This window comes from Neobacillus sp. DZ-9 (assembly GCF_059587065.1).
The window spans coordinates 192766-213368 of sequence record NZ_JCAIOL010000008.1 but is presented as its reverse complement, the minus strand read 5'-3'; the positions used below and the strand labels follow the sequence as shown (position 1 = coordinate 213368).

The following is a 20603-nucleotide window of genomic DNA, read 5'->3' as shown; positions in this document are numbered from 1 at the left end:
ATGCAACATTTTGATTTAATATTAATAGTGCTGAAAGCGTTTTTAACGCTTGAAAATGAAACAGTATTTAGAGCCGTAATGATAGCCAAACTTGAATAGGCAATTGAAGTCGGACTAAAAATAATAAAACGCAAACATATTGAAATTGCGCGTAAAGGGGGTAGGGATCTAGGTGAAACTAGCGGTTATAGCAGATGATTTAACAGGTGCAAATGACACGGGTGTCCAATTTGCCAAACAGGGCCTACACACCACTGTGCTATTTTCAGATACAGCATTACAACCATCACATTTAAATGAAGATGTCATTGTTTTAAATTCAGATAGCCGAGCGGTAGATTCGAGAAAGGCTTACGGTGACGTTTTTCATCTGGCAGAACAATTGAAAAACCTAAAGGTTCCAAAGCTATTTAAGAAAATAGACTCCACCATGAGAGGAAATATTGGTCCGGAAATTGATGCAGTCATGGATGCATTTAACTATAAGATATCGTTCGTTGTCCCGGCTTTCCCAAAGAGCAACAGGATTACAATGAATGGTAATCATTTTGTTAATGGTATTTTATTAGGGGAAACGGAAATCTCTCAAGATCCGGTCACCCCAGTAAAAGAAAGTTACCTGCCTAAATTGTTGCAGGAGCAAAGTAAGCGGGAGATAGAAATCATTTCCATTTCTGATGTAAGGAAAGGAAAAAGCCATTTATCTAAGATGATGCATGACTTGTCCTCAGGGGAAATGTCGAAAATTATTATCGTTGATGCCACAACGGATGAAGAACTAGAGACGATTGTGGAAGCTGCAGAAATTTTACATGAGAATTTTCTTTGGGTTGGTTCAGCTGGGATTGCTTATCATCTTTTCAACACAGGCCAGCCTGAGGAGCAACTATGCAGCAAACAAACTGGGGAAAGACTTCCGGTACTAGTGGTAGCAGGCAGTGTGAATCCGATCATTGATCGGCAAATAGACGTGCTGAAAGAGAAAAATCATGTTGAAGAAATTGTTATTTCTCCTGAAGAATTCTTTTATGAAGATAGAAGAAAACGTGAAATTGATCGCATTGTGAAAACAGGTCAAGCTTTATTGGAAAAAGGCGATTTAGTGATCACAACCAACCGGGAGCGCGAAACCATCAACAGGGTGAAGGAGCTTCAACGTCCACTTGGTTTATCGAACTTTGATGTAGGGAATACCATTGCTCAATCGATGGGGATCATAGCAGGCCGATTAATAGAAAGCAGGAAGATTTGCGGGGCCGTTTTAACAGGCGGTGAAATTGCAGGCGCCACATGTAAAGTATTGAATGGCGAAGGAATCCGGGTCATTGGTGAAGTAGAAGCCGGTATTCCTTACGGGAAATTGTTCGGAGGCTTCTTCGACGGGATGCCGCTTGTGACAAAAGCGGGAGCATTTGGAACTGAACAGGCTCTTTCGAAAGCTCTTCAAACGATTACTGAAGTTAATGCACAAGTTGAAAACTGCGATTGGCGGTATACAAGTATTTCATAAATGACAATTGGAAATTTTATAATGGGAGGAAACAAAAATGGTAGCCAACAAACCAAGCATCGCGATTACAATGGGGGATCCATCAGGAGTAGGACCGGAAATTATCGTTAAATCGTTAAACGATCACAACATCTATGAAAATTGCCAACCATTTGTAATTGGCGATCTTAAAATTTTAAAAAGAGCTTTAGATGTAACCAATAGCGATCTTCAATTAAATAGTATTTCAAATCCGGAAGAAGCAAAGTTCCAATACGGAACCATTGATATTATCGATTTGGATTTAGTTTCTGAAGATTTACCGTGGGGACAAGTTTCTGCTGAGGCAGGAAATGCTGCATTCCGCTATTTAGAAAAGGCAATTGCTTTTGCAAATGAAAAACAAATTCATGGAATTTGTACCGCACCTTTAAATAAAGAGGCGCTCCATAAAGCTGGTCATATTTATCCGGGGCATACTGAAATATTAGCTGAATTAACAAATACTAAAGATTTCGCGATGATGCTTTCAGCTCCTGGATTACGTGTTATACATGTAACAACCCATATCGGAATTATCGATGCAGTTAATAAAATTAATGTTGACCGTCAATATACAGTTATCAAATTAGCACATGATACTTTACAAAAAGCAGGGATTAAATCTCCACGCATCGCCGTTTGCGGAATTAACCCTCATGCCGGAGAAAATGGACTTTTCGGCAATGGAGAAGAGGAAGAAAAAATCATTCCTGCTGTAGAAAAAGCTCAGGCAGAAGGAATTAATGTGCAAGGGCCTCTTCCAGCCGATACCCTATTCTTTAGAGCAAGACGCGGCGATTTTGATATTGTTGTGGCACAATATCATGATCAAGGGCATGGGCCAATTAAAGTATTGGGTCTGGAAGCTGGTGTCAATATTACGGTTGGTCTTCCAATTATTCGTACAAGTGTTGACCATGGAACGGCTTTTGATATCGCCGGAAAAAATATCGCGGATGAGCTTTCGTTAAAAGAAGCAATTCGGATGGCGATTGAATTGGCTCCAGAGAAACTATAATAAAGAATTCAAGCAAGAGGTCATCGATGATCTCTTGCTATTCACGTATTGTCAATAAAGAAAGGGGACTTGTATAATGTCTTTTCCTAAAATGGCTAAAATCAGACAAAATTTTGTGGTGGAAAGTCTAAAGGATATATCCGGAACGATTTCTGATCAATTTAACCATGTGAATGCCGATGAAAAAATTAAGCCTGGCATGGAGATTGCCATTACCGTAGGAAGCAGGGGGATTAACAACATTCCTTTAATTGTGAAAAGTGTGGCTGATGAAATTAAGAAAAGAGGGGCAACACCGTTTATCATTCCTGCCATGGGAAGCCACGGAGGCGCAACAGCTGAAGGGCAAAAAGAGATGGTGGAAAGTTTAGGTTGTACGGAAGAATTCACGGGCTGTGAAATTCGTTCATCCATGGATGTGGTGGAAGTCGGAGTTACGTCAGCAGGCATTCCTGTTTATGTGGATAAGATTGCTTACAATGCTGATGGAATTGTCGTAATGGGCCGTGTGAAGCCGCATACCGATTTTAAAAATAAAATCGAAAGCGGCGTTTTGAAAATGGCCTCAATCGGAATGGGCAAACATAAGCAGGCATTGGCTTTACATACTTATGGCATTTATGGAATTAGTGAGATGATGCCTGAAGTAGGAAAAGTGGCGATTGCCAATTCCAATACCCTATTTGGTGTAGCAATTGTGGAAAATGCTCATGAAGAAACAGCGATCATTGAGGCGATTGAACCAGAGCAAATTGAAGAACGTGAAAGAGAATTATTGAAAAAAGCCTTTAACTTGATGCCAAGTCTGCCAGTCGATGAAATCGATATATTGGTCGTTGATGAGATTGGCAAAAACTACAGCGGCACGGGTATGGATACGAATATTATTGGCCGAATCCGTGTTTTAGGAGTAGAAGAGCCGAAAAAGCCTAGTATCAAATATGTGATTGCTTCCAATTTAAGTGAAGTAAGCCATGGTAATGCATTAGGAATTGGCTTAGCGGACCTGACAACCAAGCGTTTATTCGAAAAGGTCGATTTGAAAACGATGAATGAGAATGTAGTCACAAGTACATTTTTAGCTCGGGCTAGTATTCCAATTGTACTTGATAATGACCAAGAAGCACTAAAAGCGGCTTTACGCGCTACATGGGGAGTGGCTTCCGAAGAGGCAAGAATCGTAAGAATCCCAAATACGCTTCACATTGGGGAGTTATATGTATCTGAAGTTATTTTTAATGAGTTAAAGGATAAAGAAAACATCGAAGTTTTAGAGGACCTGCAAGAAATGAATTTTGATGCAGATGGTTATTTCTTGTCTTTGTAGCAGTTATTAAAGATAAACAAACACAGAAAAAAGCTATCCTTTCCACATCGGAAAGGATAGCTTTTTTTAATGCTTCATATTATTCATATTCATGTTGTTCATATTGTTTTGCATCTGTGGCATGCCTTGAGCTGGCCCAAATGCGTTCAAGATTTGTTGCATATCCTGCTGGGCAAGCTGCGGTACTTGGTAATAATGGTTTTTATTTTGATAAATAGAAAGTTCATAAGCCATTTCAATACAATTCGGAACGGAGTCAGCGAGTACACGGCGCACAACCGGATTGGTTACCTCACATGCAGCTACAGTCTTCATTGAAGCACCTGTTTTACATGAGGCTAGCATGCAACTTGAAATGTATTCATCATTAATCTCAGATGCGGATTGCCAAGGTTTTTTAGGCTGAGATGGAGTCATGCCATAGACCCAATCGTTGCCTTGCTTCATCATATATTTTCCTGTCGGTTTCGATGGATCTTGTCCGGTTTTGAAACACTCCAAGGTGATATTGTATTCATCCTGTATAAATTGATACTGCCTATTGAGAATATCCAATAATTCTGGATCTTTTACGTGTTGACGCAGCATTAAATACGAATTCATTGTCCCAATAGTGCTTGATAACACTTCATGTACATCGAAAAGTTCATGTCCCCCGTGATTCATTTGCGGCGGTACTGCTCCTGTATGCATATTTTGGTGCATTTGTCCTTGTTGTTGGTTTTGCATCATATTGAATCTCCTCCTATTGATATTGAACATAACCATAGTTAGTATGTTTCGGGATGTGGGAGTTATTCAAAAATAATGGAAAGATAGTTTTAAAGATACTCTTAAACGTCAATAATGAATTCTAGATGATTATTCAGGGGTGTGCAGAATGAAGGAAGAATTGAAGGTATTTTATCGGATTTTTACCACGACAAAGGATGCGATTGAAAAATTTATGAGCATGCTCGATCCGGTTATTCAAAATGCAACTGACGATCATGAGCGATTGTATTACCACCATATTTTTGAAGAGGAGGAGCAGCGGCTATCACGCTTGGTGGAGCTAATTCCACTCATCAGCAAATTTGAAAAGGAAAAAAGCGAAAAGGATTTCGCTCCGACGAATAATGAGTTTAATCGACTTTTGCAAGAGCTCAATCTTGAAAAATTCGGCTTACATAACTTTGTGGAACACCTCGATTTAGCCTTATTTCGCTTTACAGATAAAGAGCGGAGCACGATGCTAAATCAATTACGGGAAGTATCCTACCAGGACTATCAGCAGGTAAAAGGGATGTTAAATGAGATCAACGGCCGTTTTGATACTAACTACGTTGACCCGCATGCCCATCATGATGAGCATCATGACCATTTAGACCGATCGGGCTCTGCACCAGCTGCAGCCTCTTCAGTAATCGCTCCAGCCAAAATGAAAAAAGGATTTACGGTCGGAAGTTTGAGATAAAAAACAGGGTTATCGCGGAATAAATCGCAAAGTTGGCGGAATTAATCCTAGATTCCGCGGAATTATCATCAAACTTCGCGGAATAAAGGCTTGATTTCGCGGGAATTACTCAAAAACGCGCGAAATCCTGAAACAACTATTATAAAAGGAGAGGAAAAACGAATGAACAAATCACAATTATTCCCTGATTCACCCCTAACGGATCCAGAATTTTCTCAATTAGATAAAACCGTCATTGATACAGCACGCAGGCAGCTCGTCGGCCGCCGGTTTATCGAATTATACGGTCCGCTTGGACGTGGAGTCCAAGCAATTGCCAACGACATTTTTACAGAAAACAACGAAGCAAAAATGGATATCCAAGGCTCTTTTGACACCACCTTTGAATCCAGCAAACGCGTCAACCATACCATTCCCTTCCTATATAAGGACTTCGTTTTATTTTGGCGCGATCTTGAACAAACAAAGGTATTAGACATTCCGATTGATTTCTCACCTGCAGCCAATGCAGCCAGAGACGTCGCCAATTTAGAGGACCAAATGATTTTTCACGGGGCAAAGGAATTTGACATCCCAGGATTAATGAATGTTTCAGGCCGTTTAACCCATTTAATTGGTGAATGGTATGAATCAGGCAGTGCCTTTCAGGATATTGTTGAGGCCAGAAGCAAACTGCTCGAGATGAATCACCATGGACCATTTGCGCTTGTCCTTTCGCCGGAACTTTATTCCCTTATCCACCGTGTACATAAGGATACCAATGTTTTAGAAATTGAACATATTCGTGAATTGGTGACAGACGGGGTGTTCCAATCACCGATGTTAAAGGGCAGGGCTGGAGTCATCCTCAATACTGGACGGAACAATCTCGATCTTGCTGTATCCGAGGATTTTGATACAGCTTATATGGGGCAGGAAGGGATGAACCATCCGTTCCGTGTATATGAAACCGTTGTTTTAAGAATCAAAAGGCCGTCCGCCATCTGCACGCTGGAATCGATAGGGGATTAACCGGTGAGGCAGCGAGTATTTACTGTTGGCTCCCTGGTGCCAGGCAGTATTTCAATGGCAATTATTCAGGAGCAACCACAACCAGTAGTCAAGCCAATTCCTGAAAAAATTATCATTCAACAAGGCAGCCGAAAATTTGAGATTTCCCCGGCAAAAGGGAAACTGCTAGACGCGGCGCTTAACCAAGGGAAGGCAATCCAGTACAAATGTCGAAAAGGAACATGCGGCCAATGTACCGTGAAGGTTTTACAAGGTCCAACACTATCCACGCCCAATGAACAGGAGCATAAAAAGCTGGCGAATGCATTAAATGATGGGTATCGCTTGGCTTGCCAAGCAGAAATTCTCCAATAAAAAACGAGGTCCGCGTGAGTGGACCTCGTTTTGCTATGCAAATAACTGTACTAATTTTTCTTCAACTGGGAATGGAAGTGAAATGCTATGGTTTTTCAATTCCTTCACACTAATATCGCGGACAAGTTTAAGGGCTTCTTTCTTAAAGGAGCTAGTGACGAAGCCTTGGTTTACTTCACAAAGTTTTTGTAAGTATTGCAGTGTATCGCGAAGCAATAATTGTTTAATATAAGTATTATTCAGCTGGCAGATTAATTTGTGCTGCAGTCCTTTAATGACTGCAATTTGATCGACATGGATAATCATATTTGTGCCATTTTCATCGATAAAGCAGACGGATACATATTGCCCTTTAGAGATATCAACATTGGTAAACACCGGGTTTTGATAGGTTTCACCGGATGATAAGCGAATCGAATCCGCTTCAGCGGCACCGCCGATTTTACGATGATTAGTAATAACCGTATGTATATCCTTCAACCCATATAGCATGTTAAACATGTTGATAATCTCCCTTCGTAAAAAAAAATCTGCTATCTATACCGTCATTTTAAAGATAATGAGAATCATTGTCAATAAGATTTCGGAAACTTAATTTTGGCAGATTTATGAAACACTCCAATCAGATAAAACGTCTAATATAGCTGAAGGGCCATTTGAGGGGATGTGTGAATAGTGGTTAGATGGAAATTTCTCTTCATCGTAATAGCTTTATTTCTTTTAGCAGGATGTACTGCACAAAGCCGGGATAAAAAACCGGTTAAAGATTTGCCGCCAAAGCAAACGGAGCTCAAGCCGAAAGAAGAAAATCCTATTTCAATCCAATTAGATGGTATTAAAAATAAGGCAAAATTAGGATTGGTCAATGATTGCGAATTTAGTGCTCTCGATAGCACCATCGATCAAGTGAAGGAAAAATGGGGAGAGCCAGACAGAATTGACCGTGCCGGCTCAGGCTATTATGCGACATTTGAAAAAAGGGGGATTGCTTTTGGCTTTAATGCAGAAGGAAAAATATTCGATGTCCGATCCTATTCTAAAGATCTCCAGGACATTACCTTCGATGAAATTAAAGCCTATTTTGGAAACCCAGCTCAAGTAACAGAATTCAATCATGATAAAATATATACTTACGATATCAGTGCTGCAATCCAAATAAAGTTCATCCTTCCAGAGAAGACCAAGGTTGTAGACCATATCTCCGTTTTTAATCAACAAAGGTCGGAACGATATCTACTTGAAATTAAAGGGAACTCGAATCAACTATCAGCTACTGCCTGGGATAAAATGCTGCAATGGCGGAAACAAATCGTCAATTTTTCAAAGGGACAGGAAAATGTCTACATTAATGGTCCTAATGTAAAAAGGGTTGCCCTCACTTTTGATGATGGTCCTGATGCCACGATTACTTCCGCTATCATTGATATATTAGATAAATATAAGGTTACAGGAAATTTCTTTTTCGTTGGAGGCAATGTAGAGAAACATCCTGACGTTGTAAAGAAAGCGTATGACAAAGGCAACTTAATTCTAAATCACAGCTATAATCACGTCGATTTAACCAAATTAAATAACCAAGAAATACAATCGCAACTTGAAAAGACAGATGACGCAATCGCCGCGATTATTGGACATCGCCCTGCTATCCTCCGTCCACCATATGGAGAAACAAATGATCAGGTGGCGGACATTGCCAAAAAAGAAGGCTTTTCGATTGTGATTTGGTCGATTGACACGCTTGATTGGTCGCAAAAGGAAGCAGGTAATATTGTAAAAAATGTTGTGGATAATGTGAGAAACGGCGAAATTATTTTAATGCATACCACTCCAGAGCAAACTGAAACCAAAAAGGCTCTGCCAATCATCATCGAGGAACTTCAAAAGAGAAATTTTGAAATTGTCGGTTTAGACAAATTATTAAATGTAAAGGCCTATCAATAAAACAAACCATCTCGCATTCGTGAGATGGTTTGTTTTTTATAGTTGAAGCATGTCTCCTAGTTTAAAACCTAATTTTGCAACAGTACCTGGTGGAAGTTCTAGGACGGAGTAGGCATTTCGTACCGGTTTCACAAATTTCCACGGTTTAAGTTTTTCTACCATTTTTACAATTTGCCCCTCTTTATTAAGAAACACCGCATCAATATCGAACTTCATAAAGCACATATGGATGGAATTGCACGGTACAATCCACAACCCCTCCTCCACCAACTGATCCTTTCGAAACATCAATCCTTTTAATCTTTTAAAAAATGAATCTGCAAGGTTAATAGAATAAGGAAGTGTTCTATTTGAATGCTCCATATTTAATAGCTCCTATCATAAAATTTGTTCTATATATTGAATATACATCAGTAAAGGTTTGTTCTCAATAGTGAAAAATGTAGAATACTGTCGTACAGTATTTAGAACATTTTTCACAATTTCTATTTACAATTTGGGACGAACATACTATTATTTACTCAAGGGTTGTTCATTATACAGAACGAACCTCAAAAAAGATCGTTGTTCGATAAAATGAACATCATTCGAAAAAATAAACCATTTTTAGGAGGAAAGAACATGTTACAAAAATTGAAAAATTTAGTAGTTGAAGAAGATGGGCAAGGATTATCTGAGTATGGATTAATCTTAGCAGGTGTAGTAGTAGTTGCTGTTTCTGCTACAGCATTATTAACAGGTTCAATTACCACATTATTTACTAAGTTAAAGACTAAATTAGACTCTATTACTACACCATAATTTTGTGAAGTTAAAAGAGATTATCTTTAACCTAAGGAAATAGTATTTTTTAGAATCGGGGGCAACCGAAATTATTAGAATAGTGAAGAATTTAGTAGTTGAAGAAGCAGGGCAAGGATTGTCTGAGTATGGATTAATTTTAGCAGGTGTAGTAGTAGTTGCTGTTTCCGCTGTTGCATTATTAACAGATTCAATTACCGGATTATTTACTAACTTAAAGAACGCATTAGATAAAGCTTTGTAATTTTATGATTTTCTATATTAAGGCCCTACTTCCATAGGTAGGGCTTTCATTCTATTAAAACATGTGAGGTTGAAGTATGATTATTAATTTTGTACTGGGATTTGCATTGTTGGTCTCATTAATAACAGATATTAAATTTAGAAAAATATTAAATATAGTAACATTGCCAACTATCATTTTTGGATTTATTTATTATACAACTGTTCAGGGGTTCGGAGGCTTACTATATAGTGGGAAAGGCTTCTTGCTTGGATTCTCGTTATTATTGATTCCATATTTATTAGGGGGAATGGGAGCTGGTGATGTTAAATTACTGGCTGCAGTTGGTGCTTTAATGGGGGCGAGTTTCACTTTGAGTTCATTTGTTTATATAGCTCTAATTGGGGGATTAATTTCTGTTATCTTAATTTTGAAAAAAAATGGAATAATATATTCCTTAAAATCTTTTTGTTTTCAGATTATTTACTTAAGGGGTAATTTGGGAGCTCTACTACTTAGTAAAGATAAAAGTTCAAGCATTTCATTTCCATATGGGGTTGCAATAGCTTTGGGTACATTTTGTTCGTTCATTTTGGGGGGAGTTAGATGAATTCGGATAAAGGACAATCGTTAGTGGAGTTTGCACTGATTGTTCCGGTACTTATATTTCTTCTGTTGGGTATTATAGATTTTGGCCGAATTTTCCATGCTTATTTAACAATCGATAATGCCGGTAGGGAAGCAGCCCGGGCAGCAAGCATAGGCAAAGATGTACCCACTGTCCAAAGCATTGCTGTTAATCAGGCTTCAAGCATAGGTTTAACCACAGGGCAGGTTCAGGTAGCCACCGGGTCATCTGGAACGTATGCATCGATAACCATAGAGTATCCGGTAACTTTTCTAACCCCAATTATCGGTAGTATCCTAAGTCCCTTGACTTTAAAAGATACCACTATTATGAGGGTGGAATAATAATATGAAATATTTACTACGTTTATTAAAATTACGTGATGAAAGCGGTGGAGCATTAACTTTTATTGCTTTATTTATGGTGGTGTTACTTGGAATTACTTCGTTAGTTGTAGATGGTGGAAGATTATACACTGAGAAAAGCAAACTTCAAAAGGCTTTAGACGCTTCGGTATTAGCTGGGGGACAAGGGCTGCAAACCAGTCAAAATAGAGCAAGAGAGATTGCTGAAGATGTTTCTGAAAAAAATAGCTATAAAGTATCAGGAAGTGAAATTACCTTTCCAACAGACTCTATAAAAGCATCTAAAAGGGTTAGCATTCCTATGACATTTGCAAAAGTAATAGGAATTAATAACACAACAATTAGTGCAACAGCAACAGCAAAAATAGGCCAGTTAACCAAAGCTAGTGGGATTGCACCTATAGTAATTGAAAAAAGTAATATTCCGAATGCTACTGTATTGAATTGTGGAGAGACAAATCCAGGGACACTTCAAGGCAATTGTGGATATCTAAAATATAGTGGTGGGAATCTTAATAGTTCATTAGAAAATGGCGCGACCTATGAAGTTGGGAAAACAGCTTTTACGGATCCTGGAGGAAAAGTGGGACAGGTAAGAGATGCCATAAATTACTTAATAGCTAGTGATGAAGCCAAGCCACAATGTCAAAGTGCAAGTACTGCAGATAATTCATGCAAAAGGGTGGTAACGATTGTAGTTATTGAAAATTGGACTGATGTTAATGGCAAAGCGGTAACGGGCAGTAGTGAAGTAAGAATCATTGGATTTGCAGCTTATTGGATTGAAAAATATGAAGACAAAAAGCTATATGGAAAATTTATTAAAATGATTTCACCAGGGGAAATTGGTAGTGGTACAGGAATAGGGGAATATGGCCTTTATGGTGTCAAGCTTGTTGAGTAGACCACTTTTTGCCTAAAAGCTAGGGGGACATTATGAATACGAGAAAGATTTGGATCATTTCATTAATATTAGGAATCGCAGTGGCTGGTGTTGCCTATCTTACTGTCATTTCAAAAGGAAAGGCAACAACCACTTCAACGGCGGAGGTTAGTCAGGATAAAAAGGAAGCAAAAACAGACAGTAATTTGGAAAAACAAGTAGAAGAACAGAAAAAAGCTGATGAAAAGAAAAAGTATGCGAGGGACATCAAAAATCCCCTCATTGACATAAGCGAAGGAAAAAGGGCCATTTCGATCAAAGTCGATTTAGAACAAGGTGTTTCAGGTTATATTGCCCCAAATTCACTGGTAGATGTAATGGCCTATGAATCAACCAAGGATGATAAAACAAAGAAACAATATAAATCTGCCGTGTTGGTTCTTGAAAATATCAAAGTGTTATCTTCTGGTAAATCGGCAGACAGCAAAGTAGAGGCACTAAACTATGAAACAGTTACATTGGAAGTCACTCCAGAACAAGGGGTAATGCTTGGTTTAGCTTCAAAAGATAAGGATGGATTCTATCTAATGCTCCGAAATCCTGAGGATACAGGAACAGGAAAAGAAGGTCTAAAGCAAACAAGAGAAGTAATCAAAGATGATTCACAGGAGGAAAACAAATGATGATAAACTGGGTTTATTTTTCTGATACAAACATTCCTCCCGGGGAAATACAAACACTTTTGGAGAAAAAGCAATTTCCGTTGTCAGCAACCAATGAATTGGATAAGCTACATACCCTCTTAAATGAAAACAACCATACTGTCCTATTCATTAAAGCGCATACATTGTATAACGTTTATGAGTTTAGCCAAGAAATCGCCGCTCGATATCCGCATGTCTATATCATTTTAATCACTCCAGATAATATGGAAAATTTAAAAAAAGCGATGCTGATGGGGGCATCGGATGCCCTACGTGCATCGAATACGTCCAAAGAACTCAGTGAAACAATCAATCACGCAATAAAATTCATGGAGCATCGTACAAGTATGGTTAATACTTTTGACCATTTAAAGAAAGAAAAATCCAGAGTCATCGCCGTCGCTAGTCCAAAGGGGGGCGTTGGTAAGACGGTCCTTACTGTAAATCTTGCAACTGCGTTAGCAAGAACGGGAAAGAAAGTCGCTGTTATTGACGGGAACCTCCAATTTGGCGAAGTCGCCATGTACTATAATACGAAACCGAAGAAAACGATTTATGAATGGGTAAAGGAAGGGTATGGCCGCTCCATTTATTCCATCGACCAATATATGACTCTTGTCGATGGGGATGTTTCGATTTTGGCTGCTCCACCCCGTCCTGAATTTTTTGAAGGAATTTCCGAAAATCATATGAAGGAAGCAATCGAATCAGCAAAGGAAGCATTTGATGTCGTCCTGATAGATTTGCCGGTACATCTATCAGATATTCATTTGCGATGCCTGGCCTTGTCCGATGAGATCTTACTTCTCACCCTAAATGAAATATCTGTTCTAAGGTTAAGCCAGCTCTATCTAGAAACATTAGACACTATTAACCTAAAAGATAAGGCTAAACTAATTTTGAATCGCCATTTGAAAGGGCAGGGGCTGGAACAAAAAAAGATCGAGGAAATATTAGGGATGAAGGTTTATTTTACCTTGCCAGATCAACCTAAGATAACTTCCGCTTCAATAAAAGTTGGGCACCCTTTTATTCTTTCAAACTCACGCAGCGTCATTGGGAAAGCGGTTTGGAATCTATCTGAAGAGCTTTATAAACAACAAATCAATGAACTAACGGAGCTTAAGAAGAGTAAGAAAAGGTTTTTAGTTGGGAATTGGGGGGTTAGATAGATGTCATTATTTAAACGGTATATAGAAGGAGCTAATACGATTGCCTCCACTAAAGATACTTTTGATGACCCCGTCCTAAAAAGATCGAAAGAATTTTGGAATCTAGAAAGCAATCTTCACAATTATTTATTGGAAGAGTTAAAGAAGTATCCTGTTCAAAACAAAGAATCAGAAATTAAGAAAATAGAGGAATTGGCGGAAGCCTTTTTCGACGTAGAGGGTGGAAGACTAACATTTGAAGAAAAACAGGAAATTTTAAATTACGTCAAAGATGAGCTTTTGGCTTACGGGCCGATTTCGCCGTTGCTGGACAACCCCTTAATAAGTGAAGTGATGGTGAATAACTATGATGAAGTTTATTATGAGAAAAACGGCAAGGTTTATCGGAGCAACGTCAATTTTATCGATAACCAGCATGTCATGCGGGTGATTGAGCGAATCGTATCACCGATTGGGCGCAGGGTAGATGAAAGCTCGCCAATGGTTGATGCCAGGCTGCCCGATGGTTCACGTGTGAATGCGATTATCCCGCCTCTTTCTTTAAAGGGGCCGAGCTTAACCATTCGGAAATTCTCTGATACTCCTTTTACAATAAAAGATTTAATCCACTTTGGAAGCTTAAATGAAATGATGGCAGAATTTCTTGAGGTCTGTGTAAAATCCAAACTCAATATCTTTATTAGTGGAGGGACAGGTTCAGGAAAAACTTCGACCTTGAATGTATTATCTTCCTTTATTCCAAATACTGAACGAATTGTCACTATTGAAGACGCCGCAGAGTTAAAACTTATTCAAGAGCATATTGTATCGCTTGAGTCCAGACCTCCCAATATTGAAGGAAAGGGAGAAGTCACCATTCGTGATTTAGTCCGAAACTCGCTGCGGATGCGTCCTGATCGCATTGTTGTCGGAGAGGTTCGCGGAGCCGAGGCGCTGGATATGCTTCAGGCAATGAATACCGGTCACGATGGCAGCTTAAGTACAGGACACGCGAACTCTCCACGGGATATCCTTTCACGTTTGGAGACAATGGTTCTAATGGCAGGTTATGAGCTGCCGGTTAAGGCGATTCGTGATCAAATTGCCAATGCTATCGATATCATTGTTCATCAATCCAGGCTGAAGGATGGAACGAGAAGAATAACCCATATAACGGAAGTATTGGGCCTAGAAGGCGAAACCATTGTCCTCCAGGATCTTTTCGTTTTTAGGGAATCGGGTATTTCCCAGGATGGACGAATTGAAGGTAGATTCATAAGTTCAGGGATTCGTCCACGGTTCACAGAACAGCTCGAAATGAACGGATTTAAAATACCTGCCTCCTGGTTTGTTGGAGAGTGGCAGAAATGAATATAGTCATAGAACTGTTTATTATTTTTATAATCGTTACTCTATTGATGTTTTTAATCTTAAAAAGTTTAGTAGATAAAAGGAGAATGAAAGACCGTATAAAAGAGTTTTTACCATCTCATCAAGTGGAATCAACTCTTGATCAAGTAAAAAAGACAACTTTTCTTAAACAGTTTTTCCTTACAATGTCTACCATGTTTAAAAATGTTCGATTTAGTGAGAGTACTGCAAAAGTATTGCTTGAATCGGGAAGTAAACTGAAACCGGAGGAGTTTTTTGCACTAAGAATCTTAACTGCAGCTGGTTTAGGAATCGTTACAGGATTGATTGAACTTCCTTGGTTCCTTGCGATATTGGCTGCTGTTATTGGTTTTGTGTTACCAAAAATCAGTCTAAATCGCAAAAGAAAAAAACGGTTATCTCGAATAAATTATCAACTAATTGAAGTATTAGGAATGATGGCCAATTCGATGAGGGCAGGTTTCAGCTTTATGCAGGCGATGCAACTTGTCGGTAAAGAAGTGTCAGATCCGCTTGGACCCGAATTCGACCGAGTTGTCAGACAGGCGGGATTGGGTATCCCGCTAGATGACGTATTCGAAGAGTTAGTTGAGCGTTTGCCTAATAAAGAACTGGAGGTAGTGGTAAGGGCCATCCTTGCACAGCGGAAAAGCGGGGGCAATCTTGCTGAACTGCTTGAGACGATGGAAGAAACGATTAGAGGAAGGGTCCGTATTTTGGAAGAATTGCACACTTTAACAGCGCAAGGGAGGATGTCATCCTGGATTATTACTTTGCTTCCTGTTGCATTAGGTCTATATTTATCCTTGGTGAATAAGGAATATTTTTCACCTATGCTTCATCATCCATTGGGCTGGGTGATGCTCTCGGTTGCATCCGTTTCCATTCTTATCGGCTGGGCGATTATCCAGAAGATCATCCGAATTGAGGTGTAGAGAAATGCTTGATATTGTATTGATGATTCTATTAAGCGGGTTTGTAACTATGCTTCTGGCAGGAATATTGTTAACTCTTTTTAAAAGGCAAATTGCCTTCCATGAACGTGTAAATACGTATTTTGGTGACCCGGTAAATATACAAAAAGAGAGCCTTAAAAAGGAAAAGAAACAAAATAGGTTTAAAATAATGATTAAAATTTACTGGAACAAAGGAACAGAGGCGTTAAATAAAAGGGTTTCGATGGAAGAAAGAAAAAAGTTAGATATTCTTCTGCGAGACGCTGGCCATCCTTTTAAGTCCGCCATCGACTTCAGGCTGTTCCAATTTGTCCTCAGCGCCGGGATGAGTTTACCTATCTTTCTCTTTCTTTTGCCAATTTCAGAAAACAAAATGTTAACCTGGGTGATGATCCTCGCCATGGCATTTTTAGGGTTTCGATTGCCTGTGTTTTACCTCGGTAAAAGGAAGACTGCGAGAATTAAAACAATTAATCGATCCATGCCTGATTTTTTTGATACCGTCAATCTTTTGTTAGAGGCAGGGATGGGGCTCGATTTGGCTTTAGCCGAAGTCTCACAAAAAATTAAAGGCCCTTTGGCAGATGAGTTTCTGCAAACATTAGAGGATATGAAGCTTGGGAAGTCTAGAAGGGAAGCATTTTATGATCTCCGGAAACGTGTCCCGTCTGATTCATTTCAAAGCATTATCACTTCATTAATCCAGGCTGACCAGCTCGGAATTGGGATGGCGAAGGTATTAGGAAATTTAACAGTCAGGGTACGGGAACAACGCCGTGAGGCAGCGCGTGAACAGGCTATGAAGGCGCCAGTAAAAATGTTATTTCCAATGGTATTTTTCATTTTTCCATCACTGTTTATTGTGATACTAGGTCCATTAGTGATTACATTGGTAACAAAAGGCTTTGGCGGTTAACAAAAAAATAATAGTAACGTCAAAGAACCTAATTCTTAAAAAAGAATTAGGTTCTTTTCAATGTAAAAAAGACCATTAATACCCCGTCGTAATAACAGGCCCAACTGAAAAGGCGAACAGAGCGAACCAGAAAATAAAGCTTAAAACAATCATGATAAGCCCAAGGATTATACAGGTTTTTCCAACTGATTTCTTTTCTGGGTCATGATCTGTCATCCAAACAATCCCTATGATAATTCCAACGACAGGAATAAAAAATGATACGATGTAAAGCAGAGCTTTTAGCCCACCTGACACATCATCACCTCCACAATATCCCTTTCATAGGCCAATCATTGATATCTATGTCAGCCGTTTTAGGAACTTGCCTGTCTACATTTTGGAAATTCCTGAATAATTTTCCACCTATTTTATTCATTTTCAGGTATGATAGATATTGTAGGACATTGTCTAAATTTCTATCATTCTCACTATTATTTTAAAATAATTGTCATATTTTTAATAGATTTGTAACAATATAGACGAAATTTCGTCTATAATGGGGAAAGAAAAAATAAACATCAAAGAGGGAATGAATAATGGGGAATCGAAAGCGCGGATGGACGAAGGGGTCATTAGTAGTCATTATTGCGATTGGGTTCTTGTTTGCAGGGGTATTTGTCAGCAATTATTTTCAGGCCAAAGCGTCAAGTAAACCTAGTAATCTTCAAAAAAATGAACATATGAATCAGGCTGAACAGCATCCAAATCCAAAAATGGCAGCTCAGAACACGGAGGATGCAAAGCTTGAAAAAGAATGGATTCGAAAACAACAGCAAGATGCCATACGGAAAAATAAGCAAGAACAAAAGGAAGAACAAAAGCAAGAACAAAAGCAAGAACAAGAACAAAATCCGGTACAAAAGACAGTACAAACTCCTGCAGAAACTAAAGCGGCGCAGCCTCCAACAAAGGAAACGGGTACTTCACAACCACCGAATCAGGAAACGAACACACCTCAGTCTAATCAAACACAAACACCACCAAGAAGTGAAAGTCCAGGCTCTAAAAAGACGGTTTATCTAACATTTGATGATGGTCCTGCCCCCTTTTCCGGTGAGATTATTACACTTCTAGAAAAATATCATTTCAAGGCAACTTTTTTTATGATAGACGGGAATATCCGCCGATATCCAAATTCCGTTAAATTAATGGTACAGAACGGAGAATCAGTGGGCCTGCATAGTGTATCCCACAATGTGAAAATATTTTATGCATCGGCCCATTCGGTTTTAAGTGAATTAAATCAAAATCGGAATACATTGAAAACAGTATCCGGAATTGATTCCCATATCATGAGAACTCCTTATGGCAGTGCCCCAAATATGACAGACGAATATAAACAAGCAGTGAAGGACCAGGGGTATATCATGTGGGATTGGAATATTGACAGCAAGGATTGGTATTATAAAGACGCACGGTACGTTTCCAATGTCATCGAACAGATTAATAGGAAAGCAAATTATAATGGACCGCTTGTCATTCTTTTACATGAAAGAAAAGAAACACTGGCCCATTTGCCTGCACTGCTTGACTATTTAAGCAAACAAGGCTTTGAAAGTAAAGCCATCGATGCCACGACACCGCCTGTCCAATTTTAATTGTACAAATAACTTCTTAAAAGGACAAAATACGTTAGTTTTTGATATAATATTTATAGTTAATCACAGGATTGATAGTAAAAATAATGGGGTTCGATAATTGCCTATGATCAATAAACTTTTGCAGAGCAGCAGCTTCAAACGAATATCGATATTTATCATCATTGCGATCATCATTTATGCGATGAAAAGCATGATTAATTTAATTTTGCTGACGTTTATTTTTGCTTTTTTAATGGATCGGCTCGTTCAATTCATTGAACAAAAAATTCCTCTTAATCGAAAATTGATTGTTGTTATTTCGTATGCGTGTATAGTCGGCTTGCTTTCTTATGGCTTGGTTATGTATCTGCCAATGATTGCAGGTGAAATTAGGGCCCTAATCAAACAGCTGACGGTATTCTACACATCGAAGCATGACAACATGGTGCTGAACTATGTAGTAAGACGAATTGAAGAAATTCAAATTTCAAGTTACCTTGAGCAAGGCTTTACCTTTATATTTAAATATTTTACCGATATTAGTAAAATCGGTTTGCAAATCCTTTTAGCTCTTTTACTTAGTCTGTTTTTCTTGTTAGAAAAACCACGTTTAATTAAGTTTACGAAGAAATTTAAGAAAAGCAAAATTGCCTCTATTTACGAGGAAGTTGAATTTTTTGCCCGTAAATTTGTCGCAACCTTCGGGAAAGTCATTGAAGCACAGTTGATTATTGCGGTTGTGAACTGTATTCTAACAACTATTTCCTTATGGCTGCTCGATTTTCCACAATTGGGCGGTTTATCGATTATGATTTTCCTGTTGGGGCTGATTCCCGTTGCCGGGGTTATCATTTCCTTGATCCCGCTGGTGATCATCGCATATAGTATTGGCGGATTAATGAAGGTGCTGTATGTCGGGATCGCCATTGCAATCATTCATGGTATCGAGGCTTATATCCTCAATCCAAATTTGATGAGTTCCAAAACCAATCTGCCTGTATTCTATACATTTGTTGTGTTAATTTTCTCCGAACATTTTTTTGGTGTTTGGGGATTGATTATCGGAATTCCTGTCTTCGTCTTCCTCTTAGATGTTTTAGAAGTGACCGAAACAAAAAAGCCCAGTTGATGGGCTTTTTTGTTTGGGATAAACTAGAAATATCAAATTCAAGGAGTGTTACTAATGGGCGAATGTAAGCTGGATCATTCTCAAGAAGATGTAAAAAATAAATACGAATCTCAAGCAGTATTTTTGCCGGAAGAAATGAAGCCGTTGTTTGAAGATTTTTTTTCCAAGGAGCATACTCAAGCAATCCTGAACGAAGTGTTCCATTTGTTGAAAAAATATGATTTAGCATCAGAGGAAGAAAAAAGTGAACGAACCAACCGCTTAAATATGGTACTGCAGAATACATAAATAGAAGACCCCCATTATGATAGGGGGTCTTCAAACATTAACAAATGCAACTCTCTTTTTACTTCATTCCTGAAATGGTATAGCCCTCGATGATGTGCTTTTGGAAAATCATAAAAATGATGATGATTGGTACAACCATAAACGTAGAGCCAGCCATTTGCAGGGCATAGTTCCCGCCATATTGGCCTTTTAATAGTGATAAACCTACCGATAATGTATAAAGGCTTTCATCATTCGCGATAATTAAGGGCCATAGGAAGCTGTTCCAACCAGCGATAAAGGTAAGAATTCCTTGTACTGCCAGGATTGGACGTGAAATGGGCAGGACAATAGAGATAAATACTTTAAATTCACTGGCACCATCTAGTCTTGCTGCTTCTAACAATTCATCTGGAATGGTCTCCATAAATTGTCTAAACAAGAAAATGCTAAATGCACCGACGAGACCTGGAAGCACGATACCAGCCATCGTATTGGTTAAGTTCAACTCGTTTAAGATTAGATATACAGGTATCATCGTTACTTGACCAGGAATCATCATGGTCGCCAATACAAGATAGAAGAATTTATCTCTTCCCTTGAATTGGTACTTAGCAAAGGCGTATCCAGCCATTGCATTTAAAAATAATCCCAAAAAGGAACATAGGACTACGACGATCGTATTTCTTAAATAAAGTCCGAAACTCATATTCTCAAATAAATTGTTAAAGTTTTCTAATGTAAATTTACTTGGCAGAAGAGTAGGAGTAAGAGACATTACTTCATTCTCTGTTTTAAAGGCAGAAAGAATCATCCAAATGAATGGAATAGCTACTAAAATACCGCCAATAGTGAGAATAATCCCCACAAGCCATTGCTGAGAGCGTTCCTTACTGTTGGATTTAAGCGATTGGTTCTTTATCATTGT

Annotated in this window: 25 protein-coding genes; 20 read left to right on the top strand and 5 right to left on the bottom strand. The window is 38.7% G+C overall.

Translation table 11 applies throughout. The features are described from left to right. Positions 1-172: 172 nt before the first annotated feature. The 3 genes from AC59HZ_RS22130 (at position 173) to AC59HZ_RS22120 (ending at position 3876) form a co-directional block, all read left to right on the top strand. Complete coding sequence (locus AC59HZ_RS22130) at positions 173-1510, top strand: four-carbon acid sugar kinase family protein (protein ID WP_496547925.1); 1338 nt, start codon at positions 173-175, stop codon at positions 1508-1510. Between the two features lie 37 nt (positions 1511-1547). Further along, positions 1548-2549: a 4-hydroxythreonine-4-phosphate dehydrogenase PdxA gene (pdxA, locus tag AC59HZ_RS22125; RefSeq protein ID WP_496547924.1), complete on the top strand. Its 1002-nt coding sequence runs from the start codon at positions 1548-1550 to the stop codon at positions 2547-2549. Positions 2550-2625: 76 nt separating this feature from the next. After that, complete coding sequence (locus AC59HZ_RS22120) at positions 2626-3876, top strand: nickel pincer cofactor-dependent isomerase, group 22 (RefSeq protein WP_496547923.1); 1251 nt, start codon at positions 2626-2628, stop codon at positions 3874-3876. 66 nt (positions 3877-3942) lie between these two features. Here AC59HZ_RS22120 and AC59HZ_RS22115 read toward each other — a convergent pair whose 3' ends face one another. Further along, positions 3943-4605, bottom strand: coding sequence for a spore coat protein (locus AC59HZ_RS22115; RefSeq protein WP_496548002.1), 663 nt, complete (start codon positions 4603-4605; stop codon positions 3943-3945). A 151-nt stretch (positions 4606-4756) separates the two neighbouring features. Between AC59HZ_RS22115 and AC59HZ_RS22110 the strand changes: the two genes are divergently transcribed. The 3 genes from AC59HZ_RS22110 to AC59HZ_RS22100 all read left to right on the top strand — a co-directional run bounded on the left by AC59HZ_RS22110 (position 4757) and on the right by AC59HZ_RS22100 (position 6697). Continuing rightward, complete coding sequence (locus AC59HZ_RS22110; protein ID WP_496547922.1) at positions 4757-5332, top strand: IMEF encapsulin system ferritin-like cargo protein; 576 nt, start codon at positions 4757-4759, stop codon at positions 5330-5332. A gap of 162 nt (positions 5333-5494) precedes the next feature. Beyond that, positions 5495-6343 carry a family 1 encapsulin nanocompartment shell protein gene (locus AC59HZ_RS22105; RefSeq protein WP_496547921.1) on the top strand — a complete coding sequence of 283 codons (849 nt, stop codon included), beginning with the start codon at positions 5495-5497 and terminating at the stop codon, positions 6341-6343. A gap of 3 nt (positions 6344-6346) precedes the next feature. After that, a complete protein-coding gene (locus AC59HZ_RS22100; protein WP_496547920.1) occupies positions 6347-6697 on the top strand; it encodes a 2Fe-2S iron-sulfur cluster-binding protein in 351 nt (116 codons plus the stop codon). Between the two features lie 33 nt (positions 6698-6730). On the opposite strand, the gene AC59HZ_RS22095 is transcribed toward AC59HZ_RS22100, so the two are convergent. Next, complete coding sequence (locus AC59HZ_RS22095; protein WP_496547919.1) at positions 6731-7198, bottom strand: hypothetical protein; 468 nt, start codon at positions 7196-7198, stop codon at positions 6731-6733. A gap of 174 nt (positions 7199-7372) precedes the next feature. Between AC59HZ_RS22095 and AC59HZ_RS22090 the strand changes: the two genes are divergently transcribed. Beyond that, on the top strand, positions 7373-8638 hold the full coding sequence (locus AC59HZ_RS22090; protein ID WP_496547918.1) for a polysaccharide deacetylase family protein: 1266 nt from the start codon (positions 7373-7375) through the stop codon (positions 8636-8638). A 36-nt stretch (positions 8639-8674) separates the two neighbouring features. Here the strand turns inward: AC59HZ_RS22090 and AC59HZ_RS22085 are convergent, their stop codons facing one another. Beyond that, complete coding sequence (locus AC59HZ_RS22085; protein ID WP_496547917.1) at positions 8675-9001, bottom strand: DUF192 domain-containing protein; 327 nt, start codon at positions 8999-9001, stop codon at positions 8675-8677. A gap of 258 nt (positions 9002-9259) precedes the next feature. On the opposite strand from AC59HZ_RS22085, the gene AC59HZ_RS22080 reads away from it, so the two are divergent. The 10 genes from AC59HZ_RS22080 (at position 9260) to AC59HZ_RS22035 (ending at position 16657) form a co-directional block, all read left to right on the top strand. After that, the gene (locus tag AC59HZ_RS22080; RefSeq protein ID WP_496547916.1) at positions 9260-9439 is read left to right on the top strand and encodes a Flp family type IVb pilin; all 180 of its coding nucleotides are present in this window, start codon (positions 9260-9262) and stop codon (positions 9437-9439) included. 82 nt (positions 9440-9521) lie between these two features. After that, complete coding sequence (locus tag AC59HZ_RS22075; RefSeq protein ID WP_496547915.1) at positions 9522-9683, top strand: Flp family type IVb pilin; 162 nt, start codon at positions 9522-9524, stop codon at positions 9681-9683. A gap of 76 nt (positions 9684-9759) precedes the next feature. Beyond that, complete coding sequence (locus AC59HZ_RS22070; RefSeq protein WP_496547914.1) at positions 9760-10272, top strand: A24 family peptidase; 513 nt, start codon at positions 9760-9762, stop codon at positions 10270-10272. Then, positions 10269-10634, top strand: coding sequence for a TadE/TadG family type IV pilus assembly protein (locus tag AC59HZ_RS22065; protein WP_496547913.1), 366 nt, complete (start codon positions 10269-10271; stop codon positions 10632-10634). The genes AC59HZ_RS22070 and AC59HZ_RS22065 overlap by 4 nt, the downstream gene beginning before the upstream one ends. 4 nt (positions 10635-10638) lie before the next feature. Then, a complete protein-coding gene (locus AC59HZ_RS22060; RefSeq protein ID WP_496547912.1) occupies positions 10639-11559 on the top strand; it encodes a Tad domain-containing protein in 921 nt (306 codons plus the stop codon). Positions 11560-11591: 32 nt separating this feature from the next. Beyond that, positions 11592-12221, top strand: coding sequence for a Flp pilus assembly protein CpaB (cpaB, locus tag AC59HZ_RS22055; protein WP_496547911.1), 630 nt, complete (start codon positions 11592-11594; stop codon positions 12219-12221). Then, positions 12218-13414, top strand: coding sequence for a CpaE/TadZ family protein (locus AC59HZ_RS22050; protein ID WP_496547910.1), 1197 nt, complete (start codon positions 12218-12220; stop codon positions 13412-13414). Before cpaB ends, AC59HZ_RS22050 begins: the two co-directional genes overlap by 4 nt. Continuing rightward, positions 13415-14764 (top strand): TadA family conjugal transfer-associated ATPase, encoded by a 1350-nt coding sequence (locus AC59HZ_RS22045; RefSeq protein ID WP_496547909.1) that lies wholly within the window; start codon positions 13415-13417, stop codon positions 14762-14764. It begins immediately after the preceding gene. Beyond that, positions 14761-15720 (top strand): type II secretion system F family protein, encoded by a 960-nt coding sequence (locus AC59HZ_RS22040; protein WP_496547908.1) that lies wholly within the window; start codon positions 14761-14763, stop codon positions 15718-15720. Before AC59HZ_RS22045 ends, AC59HZ_RS22040 begins: the two co-directional genes overlap by 4 nt. Positions 15721-15724: 4 nt before the next feature. Next, positions 15725-16657, top strand: coding sequence for a type II secretion system F family protein (locus AC59HZ_RS22035; RefSeq protein ID WP_496547907.1), 933 nt, complete (start codon positions 15725-15727; stop codon positions 16655-16657). Positions 16658-16732: 75 nt separating this feature from the next. Here the strand turns inward: AC59HZ_RS22035 and AC59HZ_RS22030 are convergent, their stop codons facing one another. After that, positions 16733-16954: a hypothetical protein gene (locus AC59HZ_RS22030; protein ID WP_496547906.1), complete on the bottom strand. Its 222-nt coding sequence runs from the start codon at positions 16952-16954 to the stop codon at positions 16733-16735. 281 nt (positions 16955-17235) lie between these two features. Between AC59HZ_RS22030 and AC59HZ_RS22025 the strand changes: the two genes are divergently transcribed. From AC59HZ_RS22025 to AC59HZ_RS22015, 3 genes are all read left to right on the top strand, one after another. After that, positions 17236-18297, top strand: coding sequence for a polysaccharide deacetylase family protein (locus tag AC59HZ_RS22025; protein ID WP_496547905.1), 1062 nt, complete (start codon positions 17236-17238; stop codon positions 18295-18297). A 106-nt stretch (positions 18298-18403) separates the two neighbouring features. Next, the gene (locus AC59HZ_RS22020) at positions 18404-19408 is read left to right on the top strand and encodes an AI-2E family transporter (RefSeq protein ID WP_496547904.1); all 1005 of its coding nucleotides are present in this window, start codon (positions 18404-18406) and stop codon (positions 19406-19408) included. A 54-nt stretch (positions 19409-19462) separates the two neighbouring features. Beyond that, on the top strand, positions 19463-19696 hold the full coding sequence (locus AC59HZ_RS22015; RefSeq protein WP_496547903.1) for a hypothetical protein: 234 nt from the start codon (positions 19463-19465) through the stop codon (positions 19694-19696). 58 nt (positions 19697-19754) lie between these two features. Here AC59HZ_RS22015 and AC59HZ_RS22010 read toward each other — a convergent pair whose 3' ends face one another. Then, positions 19755-20600 carry a carbohydrate ABC transporter permease gene (locus AC59HZ_RS22010; RefSeq protein ID WP_496547902.1) on the bottom strand — a complete coding sequence of 282 codons (846 nt, stop codon included), beginning with the start codon at positions 20598-20600 and terminating at the stop codon, positions 19755-19757. Between the last annotated feature and the right edge of the window lie 3 nt (positions 20601-20603).

Bases quoted from the DNA above. Each gene is read 5' to 3' on its own strand.
- AC59HZ_RS22085 (WP_496547917.1), bottom strand. From the start codon at position 9,001: ATGGAGCATTCAAATAGAACACTTCCTTATTCTATTAACCTTGCAGAT.
- AC59HZ_RS22015 (WP_496547903.1), top strand. From the start codon at position 19,463: ATGGGCGAATGTAAGCTGGATCATTCTCAAGAAGATGTAAAAAATAAA.
- AC59HZ_RS22060 (WP_496547912.1), top strand. From the start codon at position 10,639: ATGAAATATTTACTACGTTTATTAAAATTACGTGATGAAAGCGGTGGA.
- AC59HZ_RS22105 (WP_496547921.1), top strand. From the start codon at position 5,495: ATGAACAAATCACAATTATTCCCTGATTCACCCCTAACGGATCCAGAA.
- AC59HZ_RS22035 (WP_496547907.1), top strand. From the start codon at position 15,725: ATGCTTGATATTGTATTGATGATTCTATTAAGCGGGTTTGTAACTATG.
- AC59HZ_RS22070 (WP_496547914.1), top strand. From the start codon at position 9,760: ATGATTATTAATTTTGTACTGGGATTTGCATTGTTGGTCTCATTAATA.
- AC59HZ_RS22095 (WP_496547919.1), bottom strand. From the start codon at position 7,198: ATGTTTAACATGCTATATGGGTTGAAGGATATACATACGGTTATTACT.
- AC59HZ_RS22115 (WP_496548002.1), bottom strand. From the start codon at position 4,605: ATGCAAAACCAACAACAAGGACAAATGCACCAAAATATGCATACAGGA.
- AC59HZ_RS22110 (WP_496547922.1), top strand. From the start codon at position 4,757: ATGAAGGAAGAATTGAAGGTATTTTATCGGATTTTTACCACGACAAAG.
- AC59HZ_RS22025 (WP_496547905.1), top strand. From the start codon at position 17,236: ATGGGGAATCGAAAGCGCGGATGGACGAAGGGGTCATTAGTAGTCATT.
- AC59HZ_RS22020 (WP_496547904.1), top strand. From the start codon at position 18,404: ATGATCAATAAACTTTTGCAGAGCAGCAGCTTCAAACGAATATCGATA.
- AC59HZ_RS22080 (WP_496547916.1), top strand. From the start codon at position 9,260: ATGTTACAAAAATTGAAAAATTTAGTAGTTGAAGAAGATGGGCAAGGA.
- pdxA (WP_496547924.1), top strand. From the start codon at position 1,548: ATGGTAGCCAACAAACCAAGCATCGCGATTACAATGGGGGATCCATCA.
- AC59HZ_RS22120 (WP_496547923.1), top strand. From the start codon at position 2,626: ATGTCTTTTCCTAAAATGGCTAAAATCAGACAAAATTTTGTGGTGGAA.
- AC59HZ_RS22040 (WP_496547908.1), top strand. From the start codon at position 14,761: ATGAATATAGTCATAGAACTGTTTATTATTTTTATAATCGTTACTCTA.
- AC59HZ_RS22065 (WP_496547913.1), top strand. From the start codon at position 10,269: ATGAATTCGGATAAAGGACAATCGTTAGTGGAGTTTGCACTGATTGTT.
- cpaB (WP_496547911.1), top strand. From the start codon at position 11,592: ATGAATACGAGAAAGATTTGGATCATTTCATTAATATTAGGAATCGCA.
- AC59HZ_RS22050 (WP_496547910.1), top strand. From the start codon at position 12,218: ATGATGATAAACTGGGTTTATTTTTCTGATACAAACATTCCTCCCGGG.
- AC59HZ_RS22010 (WP_496547902.1), bottom strand. From the start codon at position 20,600: ATGATAAAGAACCAATCGCTTAAATCCAACAGTAAGGAACGCTCTCAG.
- AC59HZ_RS22045 (WP_496547909.1), top strand. From the start codon at position 13,415: ATGTCATTATTTAAACGGTATATAGAAGGAGCTAATACGATTGCCTCC.